Genomic DNA, 15,091 nt, shown 5'->3' on the forward strand with positions numbered 1-15,091 from the left:
CGGATTTTGGGCGTGGGCTCAGTGGTGGTGGGTTTTGTGGGCATGGGCAAGGCGTTGACGTTCGGGGTGGATGTGAACCTCTTCGAGCACTTCCTGCACGAGACGGCGCCGGTGGTGGAGGTGGGGCACGTGGGTCTCGGGTTGGAGTGGGCACTCATTTTGCTTTCGGTGGGGGTGGCGGTGCTGGGGATTTTTCTCGCCACCCGCTTTTACACCGGCGAGCAGGCTTTTGCCGTGCCACGGAGCTTCGCAGAGCGTTTCCCCCGCCTGTACCAGCTGGTGGCCAACAAGTACTACGTGGATGAGCTGTACGGGGCAACGGTGGTGGCCGGCACGTTGGGCCTTTCGCGGGTGAGTTTTGCGTTTGATTCCGAGGTAGTGGACGGCGCGGTGAACGGCACCCGCGATGTGACGGTGGGAACATCGTTTCTGTCCGGGTTTTTCGATTTGCACGTGGTGGACGGCCTGGTCAATGCGGTGGCCAAGTTTTACGAGGTGGCCAGCCGCATCTTGCGGCGGGTGCAGTGGGGATTGGTGCAGGGTTACGCGCTGATCATGACCTTTGGCTTTTTGGCGGCGATGGTCGCCGCGTGGTTGCTCTCACGGTAAGGAGGAGGGGTCCATGGAGTTTTTCTCCAACCTGTTGAACATCATTTGTTACTTGCCGCTCGTGGGCGCGCTTTTCATCATCTTTTTCATCAAGAAGGAAAACACCAAGGCCATTAAGCTGTGGGCCACGCTTTTCGCCGGTGCGGATTTTCTGATTTCCCTGGCCCTGTGGTTCCGCTACGATCCCAACGGCGAACCTTTTCAGCTCGTTTACAAAAAGCCGTGGATCCCGGCCATTGGTGCCCAGTACTTCTTTGGTGTTGACGGCATTTCCGTGCTTTTAATCCTTCTCACCACGCTTTTGGGCTTCATTGCCGTGTACTCCTCCTTTACCGCCATCACCCACCGGGAAAAGGAGTACTACGTTTGGCTTTTGGTGCTGCAAACCGGCATGCTGGGCGTGTTCATGGCGCTGGACTTCGTGCTCTTTTACGTGTTCTGGGAAGTAATGCTGGTCCCAATGTACTTTTTGATTGGGATTTGGGGCGGACCGCGCAAGCTCTATGCGGCCATCAAGTTTTTCCTTTACACCCTGGTGGGCTCGGTGCTCATGCTCATCGGTATTTTGGCCCTTTACTTCTATAACTCGTCAGGCTTTGCTTTGGTGGGCCTTCCTGGCCTGGGCAACGCCCCCACCTTCGATGTCACCGAGCTCATGAAGGTGGCACCTTCCATGCCCCTGTCCCTGCAGAAGTGGATTTTCCTGGCGTTTTTCGTGGGGTTTGCCATCAAGGTGCCGATGTTCCCGTTCCACACCTGGTTGCCGGACGCCCACGTGGAGGCACCCACTGCCGGTTCGGTGATCCTGGCCGGGGTTTTGCTGAAGATGGGGACCTACGGGTTTTTGCGGTTTTCCCTGCCGCTTTTGCCGGAGGCCAGCCGCTGGGCGGTGCCGTGGATGGTGGCTTTGGCCATCATCGGCATCATTTACGGCGCCCTGGTGGCCATGGCCCAGCAGGATATGAAGAAGCTGGTGGCCTACTCTTCGGTTTCCCACTTGGGCTTTGTGATGCTGGGGATGTTCGCCTTAAACCCCCAGGGGCTTTCCGGCTCGCTTTTGCAAATGATCAACCACGGGCTTTCCACCGGCGGCTTGTTCTTGCTGGTGGGGATTATCTACGAGCGCCGGCACACCCGGGGGCTTTCGGAGTTTGGCGGCTTGGCGAAGGTCATGCCGGTGTACGCCACGCTGTTCATGATCATCACCATGGCTTCCATTGGTCTTCCCACGCTGAACGGGTTCGTGGGGGAACTCACGATCCTTTTGGGGGCCTTTAACCGCAACACCTGGTGGGCGGTGGCCGCTGCCACCGGCATCGTTTTGGGGGCGGCGTACATGCTGTGGATGTACCAGCGGGTGTTCTTCGGGGAGGTGGTGCACGAGGAAAACAAGAACCTCCCTGATGCCAACCTCCGCGAGCAGTGGACCCTCATCCCGTTGGTGGTGCTCTGTTTCTGGATTGGCCTTTACCCCAAGCCGTTCTTCAAGATCATGGAGCCTTCCATCCGCCGGGTGGTGCAGGTGGTGGACCCCCAGTACCTGCAAGCGCCCGCGGCCAGTCTGCCGGCGCCCCCGGCGGAAAAACCCGGCCACGGGGTTGCGGAGTAGGCCATGAACGCGCAACTTTCCGTGCTGCTCCCCGAGCTGCTCCTGGCCGGCATGGGCATGCTCATCCTGCTGGTGGGGGTGGTGGGGCGACCCTCCGAGCGGGTGGCGTTTTTCCTCACCAACCTGGGGCTCCTTTCGGCCATGGGGGGGGTTGTGGTGGTGGGGGAGCGGGGGAGCGAGACGTTTTTTGCCGGGATGTTGCAGCTGGATCGCTTTGCCCTCTTCTTCCGCTTGCTGTTTCTGCTTTCGGCGTTGCTGGTGGTTTGGCTGTCGAGACCTTTCCTCTTGCGTGCCCAGCAAGCCCCCTGGGAGTACTACGCGCTGATCCTTTTTGCCACCCTGGGCATGAGCTTTTTGGCCTCCGGAGTGCACCTGGCCGGTCTTTACGTTTCTTTAGAGCTGATGGCGCTTTCCTCCTACATTTTGGCCGGCTATTTCCGCGGCGAGGTGAAGTCCCACGAGGCGGCTACCAAGTACTTCGTGCTGGGGGCCCTCTCCTCGGGTATCCTGATTTACGGCCTTTCTCTGATTTACGGGGTCACGGGCAGCTTGAGCCTTGCGGAGGTGAGCGGGAAGCTGGCAGCGGGTCCGCGTTCGGTGGTGGCCACGGCGGGGGTTTTCCTGCTGCTTTCGGGGCTGCTTTTCAAGGTGGCGGCGGTGCCGTTCCACGTGTGGACCCCTGACGTGTACGAGGGTGCCCCCACGCCCATGACCGCGTTTTTCTCGGTGGGACCCAAGGCCGCCGCTTTTGCCATGCTGGTGCGGGTACTGTGGGTGGGTTTGGCGCCGGCGGCTCCGGACTGGCGTTTGCTTTTGAGCTGGGTGGCCGCAGCCACCATGGTGTGGGGGAACGTGGCGGCGCTCACCCAGGAAAACGTCAAGCGCATGCTGGCGTACTCCTCCATTGCTCACGCCGGCTACGCACTGCTGGGCGTGGTTTCCGGTGGGGCGCTGGGGACTCAAGCGGTGCTCTTTTACATGCTCGTTTATGCCGTCACCAACCTGGGCGCCTTTGGCCTGGTGGTGCTTTTGGCCTCGAAGGAGTACGCCGGTGAAAAGGTCAACGACTTTCGCGGGCTGGCCCGCCGGCAACCTTTGGCGGCTGCCGCCATGCTGCTTTTCCTGCTTTCTCTGGGCGGCATTCCCCCCACCGCTGGATTTATGGGCAAGCTTTACCTCTTTGCCGCGGCGGTGCATGCCGGATACGCCTGGCTGGCGGTGGTGGGCGTGATCATGTCGGCGGTTTCGCTTTACTACTACTTCCGCATCGTGAAGGAGATGTACCTGGCAAGCGCCGAGGAAGGTGAGGCTGTGGCCGTCTTAAGCGAGGCCTGGGGCGTGCGGGCTTTGGCCGTTTGTGCCTTGGCCACGTTGCTCTTCGGGGTTTACCCCACCTCGGCGCTGGCGTTTCTGGCGCCGGCGGCTATGATTGTTCCCTGGTGACGGCGCCCCGCGATCGGGAGAAAAAGCTCAAAGCGGCCAGGCGGTTAGCCGAGGCTTCCAGCATTGGCATTGCCTTTCCCATAGCCCTGGGCATCGGGTACCTCTGGGGTTCGTGGATGGATAGGGTCTTTGGCACCGAGCCCTACCTGACCTACATCTTTTCCGGTTTCGGGGTGGTGGCGGGATTCGTCAACGCCGTGCGGGTGGCCTTCAGGCTTTCCCGCGAGGAGGAGGACGAAGGGTGAAGGTCATGGGCTCGGGCCTTCCTGTGAGTGCCCCCCTGGCGGGGGCAGCAGCGGTGGTGTTGCTTTTGACCCACCGGCCCGGGGCTGCCCTCGTCTTGACGCTCAGCTTCCTCACCGCTATCATCAGCGGGCTTTGGCTGGAGCACGTGCTTTGGCAGGTGCTGCAGCCGGGGCGTCCGAGGCTCACCAGGCCCCTGTTCTGGCAGGCGGCAGGCCGCATGGGTTTTTTAGCAGGAGCTTTCGCGGTTCTTTTTGTGTATCGGCGGCAGGTGGAGCTTTGGGCGGTGGCTTTAGGCTTGACGCTGGCGGTTGTTGGCTGGACCTGGGCCGGCGTGCGGAGCAAGTAGGGCTTTAAGGGGGAGTTTGATGGAGCACGAGCATTCGATCCTCTACAAGCCAATCAACGCCCTTTTGCTGCGTCTCTTTGGCGAGCCTTCGCCGGGCTGGCAGCAGTCACTTGGGCTTGGCGAACCCGTGTGGCTTCCCGATCACGTGATCATGGCCCTGTTTGCGGTGGTGGTGATTGCAGCCGTAGGCACCTGGGTGAAGCGCCACCTTTCGCTGGATCACCCTTCCTCCCTGCAGCAGGCCATGGAGGTCATTGTGGGCGGGTTGCGGGGCCTGGCGGAGGACGTCATTGGGCACGGCACCGGCCGGGCCTACGTGCCTTACATTGCCGCCCTGACCTTTTTCATCTTTACCTGCAACATCTTCGGCCTTTTCTTCTTCCTGCAGCCGGCCACTGCAGATCTGAACACCACCTTTGCGTTGGCGCTGACCACCTTCATCTTTTACAACGCGGTGGGGATCCGGCACAACGGGCTTTTGGGCCATCTCAAGCACTTCATCGGGCCGGTTTGGTGGCTGGCGCCGCTCATGCTTCCGGTGGAGATCATCTCCCATTTGGCGCGGATCCTTTCGCTCTCCGTTCGTCTTTTCGGGAACATGTTCGGAGAGCACGCGGTAACCGGGGTGTTTACGGCTTTGATCCCCTTTGCCATCCCTTGGCCGCTTATGGGCCTTGGAATTTTGGGTTCGACCATCCAGACCTTCATTTTCGTCATGCTGACCGCGGTGTACATCGCGGGGGTGACGGCGGAGGAACACTAAAAAGGCAGAAGGAGGACGTATGAGGAAAGGGCTTGTTTTGGGTTTGGTTCTGTTGGCTATGGCGCTGGCTTTGCCGGCAAGCGCTGCCGAGGAAGCTGGGGCGGTCCCGGGTAAGAGCCAGTGGCAGTACATTTCGGCGGCTTTTGTGTTGGGCATCGCGGCTTTTGCTGGGGCCTTTGGGCAAGCCAAGGCCATTGCGGCGGCGTGCACCTCTTTGGGCCGCAACCCCGGTGCCGCCGGCGCCATCCGCTTGGCGTTGATCCTGGGCCTGGCCTTTATCGAGTCGCTGGTGCTTTACGCGTTGCTTATCGCGTTCAGGGTGCTGGCCTAAGACGAGCTTAGCTTCAGGTAAGCGTTGAACCCATTGGCCCTTGGGGCCAGTGGGTTTTACCTTTGCGGCGGTCTTGACACCCTGTCTCGGTTTCCGTATCCTTTAACTGGAGGTGTCGGGTGAGCGCTAACCTTTGGGCTGATTTCAGCGAGCTCCCGTTCCGGGAGCAACTCCTCAAGACAGCCTTGCGCCTGACCCGTAACCGCGAGGACGCCGAGGATCTGGTGCAGGAGACCTACCTGAAGGCCTTCCGTCACTGGGGGCGCTTTCAGCCCGGCACCAACCTCAAAGCGTGGCTTTTCAAGATCATGAAGAACACCTTCATCAACCTCTACCGGCGCCAAAAGGCGGTTCCTCCACAGGCGGACTTTGCTGAGCTCGAAGAAACCATGGAGGGGCAAATCCTCAGCGAGCCGGAGAAGAGCCCTGAGGACGAGCTGTTGGAGCGCTCCTGGGATCAAGAGGTGTTGGCCGCCATCAAGAGCCTGCCTCACAGCTACAAGGTGGTGGTGTTGCTGTCGGACATCGAGGGTTACAGCTACAAGGAAATCGCTGAGATCCTCGCCATTCCTTTGGGGACCGTGATGTCCCGCCTTTACCGCGGCCGGCGAGCCCTGGAAAAGGCCCTTCTGGCCTTTGGCCAGCGCCACAACTACCTCCGCCACGCCCCCCGGCGCCTGCGCTCCGGCGACCTGGTGGGCAAGGAAAAAGCTGCAAAAACAGAAGATAAGCACCTGCAGTAGCCCACGGCGTTTCCCCTGGCGACCTCAGCTCTGCTAGCATGGGGCGTGCGCGTCCTCCTCGCCTTTAGCCTGCTGGCCGCCGAGGCCTTGGTCACCGTTGACGGCAAGCCTTTTTTCTTTGAAAACCTGACCGAGAACCGCTCGGTGGTGGTGCTGTGGAACAGCTGGGTGCCGCAGGACCCGCAGTTCGTGGCGCTTATCCGCGAGGTGGAGCGGCGTTTTGGGGCTGCTGGCTTTGCCGGAGCGGTGGTGATCTTCCAGGAGCCGGAAGTGGAACGGGCCGCGGCCACGCTGGGCCCGGGGCCGTGGCCGCGGGTGGTGGACCGCCGCGGGGTTTTGCTGCGCAAGCTGGGGGCCAGCCGGGCGCCGGTGGTGCTGGTCCTCGCTCCAGGTGGGGAAGTGCAAACCACCGCCGGCCCTGACCCGGCCAGCGTCCGCAAGCTCATGGAGACGCTCGCCCGACCATGAGGTGGTGGCGGCTGGTGGTGCTCGTCTGCCCGCTGGTGATGGGGGGCTGCCAGGAAGAGTCGCTGCAAGCCACCAGAACTCCCCTGTCGGTCAAGCCTCTGCCGGCGGTGGACCTGCCCCACAGCACCAGCCTCCACCCGGGGGAAACCCTGGCGGACATGTTTGGGCGGCTAGGTCTTGGGGAAGCGGAGGCCGCGCTGTGGGTTCGCCAGGCTACTACCAAGCTGGACCCCCGTCGGCTGCCCGCTTGGGCACCGGTGGTCTGCTACCGCCTCTGGGGTGTGGAACTTCACGAGCTTCGCCTTACGCTGGGCTGGGACGAGCTGGTGTTGACCAAAACCGGGCCGGGAGTTGTCACCGCCGAGGTGAAGAAGCGTCCGGTCACGGAAACCGTGCTCCTGAAAGGCGGTGCCATTTCCGGCTCGCTCTTTGGCACGGTGTCGGCCTTTGGCGAGCGAGACGAGCTGGCCATCGCTCTGGCCGAGGTCTTTGCCTGGCAGGTGGATTTCCACCGCGATTTGCAACCCGGGGACCAGGTGAAGGTGCTTTTTGTTCGCCAGGAAAGCGAGGGCGAGCTTTTGGGGTACGGACCCATTTTGGCCGCCACGCTGGTGAACAAGGGCAAGGAGTACCGGGCCTTTAGGTACCTCCACCAGGGCAAGGCGGGGTACTACGACGAGCTGGGCCGGCCCTTAAAACGCCAGTTCTTGCGCTCCCCGCTTCCCTATTCCCGCGTCACCTCGGGCTTTTCCCTTTCCCGGCGCCACCCCATTTTGGGCCGCAGGCTGCCGCACTTTGGGGTGGATTACGCGGCTCCGGAAGGCACGCCGGTGCGCGCCACTGCCGATGGGGTGGTGCGCTTTGTGGGGTGGAAAGGGGGTGGCGGAAAAACCGTGGAAATACGCCATGCCGGAGGGTTTACCACCGCTTACCTGCACCTTTCCCGCTTTGCTTCCGGGCTTACGGTGGGGCGGCGGGTGAGTCAAGGGGAGGTCATCGGCTACGTGGGGTCCACGGGGCTGGCCACCGGTCCCCATTTGGATTACCGGGTCACGCAAAACGGGCGGTACCTCAACCCCGCGCGCATCGGCAGCGACCCCGCACCGCCTCTTGCGGGAAAAGCCCTGGAAGCCTTCAATGCCGCAAAGATGAAGCTGGAGGCGGCGTTGGCTTGCCCCGCCCCGGCGGTGCTGGAAAAGGGTCAACTGGAGGTTGCCTTTGCCGGGCTTTCCAGCCGTTGAAGTTTTTGCCCCGGCTCGCGCGGATTTGGCCGGGGGCACGCTGGATCTCTGGCCGCTGTGGTGTTTCCACCCGCAAAGCCTCACGCTCAACGTAAGCCTTTCGGCCGGGGTGCGCTTGGTTTTGGAGCCTTGCGCCGATGCCTGGGTGGTTCACGAGGTGGGCGGGGTCCAGCAGGAGCTTTCCCCCGCCGATGCGGAGCACGACCTCACGGCGGCGGTGGTGGGGCATTTTTTGCCGCAAGGAGGGGTGCGGGTGCGGGTTTTGCAGCAGCTGCCGGTGGGTTCGGGGCTGGGCGGCTCTTCCGTGTACGCGGTGGCGTTAGCCCGGGCTTGCCTGGGCGCTTGTGGGCAGAAGCTGCCTCGGCGGCAGCTGGTGGCGACCCTCAAGGACCTGGAAGCCCGGGTCCTGCAGGCCCCCACGGGGGTTCAGGACTACTACCCCGCATTGCTTCCTGGGGTTTTGGCCATTCATCTGCGCCCTGGAGGGGAGGTCATTGAGCGGCTGCCGGTGGGCCGGAGGTGGTTGGCGGCGCACCTTTTGGTGGTTTTCACCGGCATTACCCATCACTCTGGGCTGGTGAACTGGCAGGTGTACCGGGCCCGGGTGGATGGGGACCGCAGGGTGGCGGCGTTGCTCAGCACCATTGCCGAGGCTGCCCGGGAGTGCCGGGAAGCCCTGGTCCAGCGCGAAGCTCGAGCCGTGGGCGCAGCCATTGCCAAGGAGTGGGAAGCCCGCCGGCAGCTGGCCCCGGAGGTGGCCCCTCCGGAGCTTTCGGCGGTGCTGGCGGCGGGGCTTTCGGCGGGAGCGTGGGCCGGCAAGGCCTGCGGCGCGGGCGGCGGGGGGAGCGTGTTGTTCTGGACCCCGGCCGAAAAGCTCGCGGCGGTTACGCAAGCCGCGTTGGCCCACTGTCCAGAAGGCTTCGTGGTTCCCCTTTCGCCCCAGTAAGCGCTAGGATTACCATGCCCTGACACGGGCGGGAGGCGTGGTATGGCAGGACCGCGTACAGTGCGCGCACCGCGAGGCAGCGAGCTCACCTGCAAGGGCTGGGGGCAGGAGGCTGCCCTGCGCATGCTCATGAACAACCTGGATCCGGAGGTGGCGGAAAGGCCCCAGGACCTGGTGGTGTACGGGGGTTCAGGGAAGGCTGCCCGCAACTGGGAGTGCTTTGAGGCTTTGGTGGAAAGCCTCAAAGAGCTGGAAAACGACGAAACGCTTCTGGTCCAGTCGGGAAAACCGGTGGGGATCTTCCGCACCCATGAGGATGCCCCCCGGGTGCTCATCGCCAACGCCAACCTGGTCCCCCGCTGGGCTACCGCTGAGGAGTTCCGGAGGCTGGAAGCCCTTGGTCTCACCATGTACGGGCAAATGACCGCGGGTTCCTGGATTTACATCGGCACCCAGGGCATTTTGCAGGGAACTTACGAGACCTTTGCGGCAGCGGCCCGCAAACACTTCGGTGGCAGCCTCAAGGGCAAGCTGGTGGTCACTGCCGGGCTTGGCGGTATGGGCGGAGCCCAACCGCTGGCGGCCACCATGAACGAGGGCACGTTCCTGGCCGCCGAGGTGGACGAGGCCCGCATTGACAAGCGCCTGGCCACCGGCTATCTGGACGAGAAGTTTCACGATTTGGATGCCGCCATTGACCGTGCCTTGGAGCTCAAGGCCAAAGGGGAGGCTCGCTCGGTGGGGGTGGTGGCCAACGCCGCCGATCTTTTGCGGAGGCTTTTGGAGAGGAACGTGGTGCCCGATGTTCTCACCGACCAAACCTCGGCCCACGATGAGCTCAACGGCTACGTCCCCAACCGCATGAGCTATCAGGAGGCGTTGCAGTTGCGCACTTCCGATCCCCAGCGCTACATCCGGGAGGCCTACCGCACCATGGCCGAGCACATGCGGGCCATGCTAGAGCTGCAAAGGCGCGGGGCGGTGACCTTCGATTACGGCAACAACCTGCGGGGGCAAGCGCTGAAGGCCGGCGTGGAAAACGCCTTTGAGGTTTCCGGCTTCGTGCCGCTTTACATCCGCCCGCTGTTTTGCGAAGGGAAGGGGCCGTTCCGGTGGGTGGCGCTGTCCGGGGATCCCCAGGACATCTACCGCACCGACCGCGCCATTTTGGAAACGTTCCCGGAAAACCAGTCCCTGTGCCGGTGGATCCGCATGGCCCAGGAGAAGGTGCACTTCCAGGGCCTGCCGGCGCGCATTTGCTGGCTGGGTTATGGGGAGCGGGCCCGCTTTGGTGAGGTTCTCAACCAGCTGGTGGCCCGGGGCGAAGTGCAAGCTCCCATCGTCATTGGTCGCGATCACCTGGACGCTGGCTCGGTGGCTTCCCCCAACCGGGAAACCGAAGGCATGCGGGATGGCTCCGATGCCATTGCCGATTGGCCGATCCTCAACGCGCTTTTGAACACCGCCGCCGGCGCCACCTGGGTGTCTTTCCACCACGGGGGCGGGGTGGGGATCGGCTACTCCTTGCACGCCGGCATGGTGGTGGTGGCCGATGGGACGGAAGCCGCTTCCCGAAGGCTTTCCCGGGTGCTCACCACCGATCCCGGGACCGGGGTGATGCGCCACGTGGATGCCGGCTATCCGGAGGCCATAGCCTGCGCCAAGAGGCACGGCATTCGCATCCCCATGCTGGGGTCGTGACCGGGCGGGTGCTGGCCGCGGGGCTGCTGGCCGCGCTTGCCGCCGGGCCTTGGCCTGAGCTCCCCCTCGTGTCCTTCATCCCCCGTCTGTTGCTTTTTGCTTTTGCCCTTTGGAGCCTGTGGCGGCGAAGGGCTTTGGCCGCCGTGGTGTCGGCCGTGGTCCTTGTGGCTTGGGGGGTGGATTTGGCCTCCCGTCGGGTTCCCTCGCCGAAGGCACTGGAACAGCGCTTTTGGCACCAGGTGGAGCGGCTTTCGGGGGAGCTAGCGCTTTTGGCGCAGGAACCCCGCCTGGGCCAGCTCTTGGCCGGGACCGGCGCCGAAGCCGAGCCGGAAAAGCCCTTTGCCATCCTGGGAGAACGCTGGGAACGCCTGCCGCCAGGGGTGGGTGGGGTGGTGCTGGTGGACGGACGGGGTGAACCGGTGGCTTGGGTTGGGGAGCGCCCCCGGCTGCCGCTGGAGTGGCGCCCGGTGGGGGACCGGGCGGTGGTCCCGGAAGCCTGGGTGGGGGAGGTGGTGCTCTTTTGCCGCGAGCCGGTGTACGAGTCGGGGAGGGTGGTGGGAAGCCTGGTGGCCAACGTGTCCCTGCCCCAAAGCGGCAGCCGCTCGGCTTTAGGGGTGAGCGCGGGCTGGGGTCACATGGTGGTGCCGGAGCTGGTGGAGGCTTTGGAAGCAAGACCCACCTTGCGGTTGCAGGTGCGGCCGGGGGTGCGACGGGGTCTTGCCGCTTCCGGTGCGGCCCTGGTGCTGGTGCCGCTGGCCTACGCCGCCTTTGGCTTTTTCCGCTGGGGCTTGCTGCTGGCGGCGGCGGCAGCGGTAGCGGTGGGCTGGCTGCCGGTGGGCTTGGCGCCGGCGGTGATGGTGATGGCGGCGGCTTTGCTGTTTTTGGCTTTTCCCAAGCAAAAGCAAAAGCTCGCCAGCGTCACCGGTGCTCTCCTGGCCGGCCTGGTGGTGTGGGCCCTTCCGCCGCTGTTGGCGGAGTTTGGGGAGCCGGTTTTGGCGTTTTCGTTGTTCCCCCCGCCTTTGGTCTTGCTGGCCAACCTCTTGGCGCTGGTGGCGCTGGTCTTGCTGTTGCCGGCTCCCGGGCGGCCTTTGCACCTCTTTTGGCTCACCTGGCCGATCCTCGCCTGGGGCATGGCTACCGCTTCCGGGGCCTGGCTGGCTTTTGGTGTGGTGCTCCTGGCGCTCACGGCGCCGGCCAAGGGGCGGGCGGCTTTTGCCAGCCTGGGGGTGGCGGCGGCTCTGGCGGGTGGCGGGGACGGGGCCACCCGCAACGCCATCCTGGCCCGCACCGAAAGCACCCTGGCGCGGTGGGGGGAGGTGCGCTCGGTGGCCCGGGCGCTGGTGGGCTCGTTACCCGAGGGGAGGCTTTCGGAGCTGGCCGCGGCGGCCCCGGGCATGCGGCTGGTGCTTTTGGGGGAGCTGGCGGCGTTTGCCAAGGTGGAGGAGGTGCTTCCCGGGACCGCCTTGGTGCTGGAGGACCCCGAGGGCAAGCCGGTGGCCACCTGGGGGGAAGCCGGCATGCTGGGGGAAGCGGGGGACCAGGAGCTGGCCTCCCGCAAGCTGGCCGCCGGTTTCCGCTTGCGGCTTCTGGCCCCGCCACCACCCCACGACGTGCTGGCGGCGCTGGCGGCCTCGGGGGTGGGCGTGCCGGTGGCAGCCTTCGATCGGGGTGGTTCCCCCATGTCCCGGGGTGCCCCGTTTCGACCGCTGCCCCCGGCGGTGGTGGGCGAAGCCCTGGCCCGGGAGCGGTGGTGGGGCTCGGCCATCGTGGGCAACCGCTCGGTGCCCACCTATCTCCGGGCTTACGGCGACTGGGTTTTGGCGGTGCCGTGGATGCGTCCCGCCCTTCCCGATTTCTTCCTGCTGGTGGTGGCCCTGGGCCTCTGGGCCTTTGCCCCGCTGTTTCTGTGGCAGGTGCGGGGTCGGCTGGCGCTGTGGTGGCGGGAGCGGGCCAGCTTTGCCGGACGGCTGCGGGCTTTGGCCTTTACCAGCGCCTTTTTGCCGCTATTCCTTTTGGCCAACGTGCTGCCGGGGCAGTGGATCCGCGAGCGCGAGCAGGTGCGGCTGGAGGTGGCCAGGGCCCTGGGCACGGCCATGGCCGAAGGGCCCCGGGGCGAGCTTTTGGGGACCTTGGTCCGGGATTTGGGTGTCACCGTGGCGGTGTACCGCCCCAGCCTGCTTGCGGTCACCAGCCGCCCCGACGCCGCCCTCACCGGCGGTGTTCCCATGCTCCCTCCACCGGAGGCGTACATCCGCACCGTGCGGCGCTGGCGGGAGCCGGTGGTGCAGGTGAACGGCACGGTTTCGGTTTTTCTGCCGGTGCGCCGGGAAAGCCAAAACCTGGTGGTCGCGGTGCTGGGTTTGACCGAGGTGGTGGGCAGCCGCTTTTCCCCCGGGGAGTGGTTTTTTGCCACCGGCTTGGCGGTGGCCTTTCTGGCCCTGTGGGCGGCGGAAACCTTGGCCCGCGGGCTGGCCGCCCCCATGGAGCGCCTGGTGGAAGCGGCGCGAAGGCTGGGGCGAGGTGAACAGGCAACGCTTGCTCCTCAAGAGTTCCGCAACGACGAATTTGGCACGTTAGCGCAAGCCTTCACCGCCATGGCTGCGGAGGTTCAGGCTCGCCAAGAGGAACTGCAGCGCCAGCGGGACCTTTTGGAAAGGGTCCTGGAAAACCTCTCCGCCGCCGTGCTGGTGGTGGAGGGGGATGCGGTGGTGCTGGCCAACGCTGCCGCCAAAAAGCTGGGCGCGGAAGCGGGTTTGCCGCGTTTGGTGGCCTCCTTCGGCCCCACGCTTTCCGAGACCCTTTCCCGCGCCCAGGCCGGCACACCGGCTTCGGCCAGGTTGTTCCCGCGGGGACAAGCCGATGCGGTGTGGAACCTTACGGCGGTGCCTCTTTCCGGCGAAAGCCGCAGGGTTTGCCTGGTGCTGGAGGACCTTTCGGAGGTGGCGCGGGCGGAGCGGCTGGCTTCCCTCACCGAGCTTGCCCGCATTGTGGCTCACGAGGTGAAAAACCCACTCACGCCCATCCGCTTGTGGGTGGAGGAGCTGCAGGCGGCCCTGGCCAAAGGCCCGGAGGATGTGGTGGAAGTGGCGCGGCTGGCGGTGGAGGAAATCCTGCAGCAGGTGGCGCGGCTGAAGGAGGTTTCCCAGGGCTTTTCCAACTTGGTGGCGCTGGAGCAGTGGGAGGCGGTGCCGGTGGATCTTTCCCACTTGGCTGCCGAAGTGGTGGAGGAGTACCGGGTTTTGGCCCGCCGGGGCGTGCAGGTGGTTTTCCGGCCGGCGGAAGAGCCGCTTTCGGTGGTGGCGGACCCCTCCTGGCTGCAGCGGGCTTTGCGGCACCTCCTGGACAACTCGGCCAAAGCCTTGGCCGGTGGGCCCGGTGAAATCACGGTGGCGCTGGCCAGGGAGGGGGGCTGGGCGGTGGTGTCGGTGCGGGATACCGCCGGTGGGGTTGCCGAGGAACACCTGCCCAGGCTTTTCGAGCCGCACTTTTCCACCACCAGCGAAGGTTCGGGGCTGGGCTTGGCGGTGGTTTGGCGGGTGTGCCAAAAGGCGGGAGGCCGGGCCGAAGCCCGCAACCTCCCGCCGGGTCTTGAAGTGCGGATGCTTTTGCCTTTGGCCTCTTAAGGCCGGGGCGGCGGGGGATTATTGGGCATGTTCACCGGTTTGCCCACCGGGAGCCTGGGGCGCTGCTCGGGGGGAATGGGGTTTTCAAAGAGGTCGGCGGTTTTCTCGGTGGCCAAACGCTCCCACTTCACGGTATCCCGCCGGGTGTGGGTTTTCTCCTGGCCCAACGGATCGAGCCCCACCACCGTTTGCTGGGTGGGCACGCGAACGCCGGCCACGGTTACAAAGCCGCCCCAGGAAAAGCGCATGCCATCGGCCACCACCCCCTTACCCAAATCAGTGTAGGGACTTTCAGCCCGTAGCACCTGGTAGGTTTCCCGGTCCACATCCACGGTCCAAACCGTGGCAATTTGGGGGGTGTGGAAGAAGTTGCGCGCAAGGGTGACCGTGAGGCGCCAAGTTGGCCGGTCGCCAAGCTGCGCGGGTGCCACCTCGGTGACCGCGACCCCTGGCCAGGTGAGGCTGCAGGGCAGAAGCAGGGGAAAGGCGTCAGCGGTTACCATGCGCTTCACCATCACCGTGGTGGAGGGCCGGGGGTCCGGGCGTCCCTTCACCAAAGCCCAGCCGCCGGAGCCGTCATCGCCGGCCACCACGCCCAGACCGGGCAGTTCCAGACGCACGGGAGCAATGGCCTCGGTGTTGAACACCAAAACCTTGTTCGTGCTTGAAGTTTGGCCGTCCTGGGTGACCTCATGGGAAGTTATTTCCGCTCGCAAAAAACCCAGCTTGCGAAAGTTGGAGACCCCACCGGCGGCCTCGCAGGCCCGGGTGACCACCTCTTGCGGGCTTACCGTGCCCTGGCTCCAGGCGCTGGTGGCAACCAGCGCCGCTGCGACCACTGACAACCAAGACCTTCCAATCCTCATGCGTACCCCCTCGCGCCGGTGTACCGGCGTCGAATTCAATGCGAGGATCGTGCCAACGTGGGTGGGATTCGAGGATGGTCGGGGCGAGAGGATTTGAACCTCCGACCACACGGTCCCGAACCGTGTGCTCTACCAGGCTGAGCTACGCCCCGACCT

General features: G+C 64.6%; 13 protein-coding genes, 1 tRNA gene and 1 pseudogene. 13 read left to right on the top strand and 2 right to left on the bottom strand.

Going from position 1 to position 15,091, the window contains the following annotated elements; translation table 11 throughout:
• The 13 genes and pseudogenes from EG19_RS13725 to EG19_RS10100 all read left to right on the top strand — a co-directional run.
• A pseudogene (locus EG19_RS13725) lies at window positions 1-609 on the top strand (hypothetical protein); the annotation flags it as partial.
• A 13-nt stretch (window positions 610-622) separates the two neighbouring features.
• The gene (locus EG19_RS10045; protein WP_081800106.1) at window positions 623-2,218 is read left to right on the top strand and encodes an NADH-quinone oxidoreductase subunit M; all 1,596 of its coding nucleotides are present in this window, start codon (window positions 623-625) and stop codon (window positions 2,216-2,218) included.
• Window positions 2,219-2,221: 3 nt separating this feature from the next.
• Entirely contained in the window at window positions 2,222-3,661 is a 1,440-nt protein-coding gene (locus EG19_RS10050; protein ID WP_038050076.1) for an NADH-quinone oxidoreductase subunit N, read from the top strand.
• A complete protein-coding gene (locus tag EG19_RS10055; protein WP_038050078.1) occupies window positions 3,658-3,906 on the top strand; it encodes an AtpZ/AtpI family protein in 249 nt (82 codons plus the stop codon). The genes EG19_RS10050 and EG19_RS10055 overlap by 4 nt, the downstream gene beginning before the upstream one ends.
• On the top strand, window positions 3,903-4,253 hold the full coding sequence (locus EG19_RS10060; protein WP_038050080.1) for a hypothetical protein: 351 nt from the start codon (window positions 3,903-3,905) through the stop codon (window positions 4,251-4,253). Before EG19_RS10055 ends, EG19_RS10060 begins: the two co-directional genes overlap by 4 nt.
• Before the next feature lie 19 nt (window positions 4,254-4,272).
• The gene (gene atpB, locus EG19_RS10065; protein ID WP_053335200.1) at window positions 4,273-5,016 is read left to right on the top strand and encodes a F0F1 ATP synthase subunit A; all 744 of its coding nucleotides are present in this window, start codon (window positions 4,273-4,275) and stop codon (window positions 5,014-5,016) included.
• Window positions 5,017-5,035: 19 nt separating this feature from the next.
• Window positions 5,036-5,347 carry an ATP synthase F0 subunit C gene (locus EG19_RS10070; protein ID WP_038050082.1) on the top strand — a complete coding sequence of 104 codons (312 nt, stop codon included), beginning with the start codon at window positions 5,036-5,038 and terminating at the stop codon, window positions 5,345-5,347.
• 119 nt (window positions 5,348-5,466) lie between these two features.
• Window positions 5,467-6,090: a sigma-70 family RNA polymerase sigma factor gene (locus EG19_RS10075; RefSeq protein ID WP_038050084.1), complete on the top strand. Its 624-nt coding sequence runs from the start codon at window positions 5,467-5,469 to the stop codon at window positions 6,088-6,090.
• Window positions 6,091-6,135: 45 nt separating this feature from the next.
• Window positions 6,136-6,558 carry a TlpA family protein disulfide reductase gene (locus EG19_RS10080; protein WP_038050085.1) on the top strand — a complete coding sequence of 141 codons (423 nt, stop codon included), beginning with the start codon at window positions 6,136-6,138 and terminating at the stop codon, window positions 6,556-6,558.
• Window positions 6,555-7,799: a M23 family metallopeptidase gene (locus EG19_RS10085; protein ID WP_053335201.1), complete on the top strand. Its 1,245-nt coding sequence runs from the start codon at window positions 6,555-6,557 to the stop codon at window positions 7,797-7,799. The genes EG19_RS10080 and EG19_RS10085 overlap by 4 nt, the downstream gene beginning before the upstream one ends.
• A complete protein-coding gene (locus EG19_RS10090) occupies window positions 7,777-8,745 on the top strand; it encodes a GHMP family kinase ATP-binding protein (RefSeq protein ID WP_038050086.1) in 969 nt (322 codons plus the stop codon). The genes EG19_RS10085 and EG19_RS10090 overlap by 23 nt, the downstream gene beginning before the upstream one ends.
• Window positions 8,746-8,787: 42 nt before the next feature.
• Complete coding sequence (gene hutU, locus EG19_RS10095) at window positions 8,788-10,446, top strand: urocanate hydratase (RefSeq protein WP_038050087.1); 1,659 nt, start codon at window positions 8,788-8,790, stop codon at window positions 10,444-10,446.
• Entirely contained in the window at window positions 10,443-14,069 is a 3,627-nt protein-coding gene (locus EG19_RS10100) for a sensor histidine kinase (RefSeq protein ID WP_038050088.1), read from the top strand. Before hutU ends, EG19_RS10100 begins: the two co-directional genes overlap by 4 nt.
• Here EG19_RS10100 and EG19_RS10105 read toward each other — a convergent pair.
• Together EG19_RS10105 and EG19_RS10110 are read right to left on the bottom strand one after the other, a co-directional pair.
• Window positions 14,066-14,935 (bottom strand): hypothetical protein, encoded by an 870-nt coding sequence (locus tag EG19_RS10105; RefSeq protein WP_152544030.1) that lies wholly within the window; start codon window positions 14,933-14,935, stop codon window positions 14,066-14,068. The two genes, EG19_RS10100 and EG19_RS10105, sit on opposite strands and share 4 nt — an antisense overlap.
• 75 nt (window positions 14,936-15,010) lie before the next feature.
• Window positions 15,011-15,087: transfer RNA gene (locus EG19_RS10110), tRNA-Pro, on the bottom strand.
• Between the last annotated feature and the right edge of the window lie 4 nt (window positions 15,088-15,091).

This window comes from Thermoanaerobaculum aquaticum (assembly GCF_000687145.1).
In the GTDB taxonomy this organism is placed as follows: Bacteria; Acidobacteriota; Thermoanaerobaculia; order Thermoanaerobaculales; family Thermoanaerobaculaceae; genus Thermoanaerobaculum; species Thermoanaerobaculum aquaticum.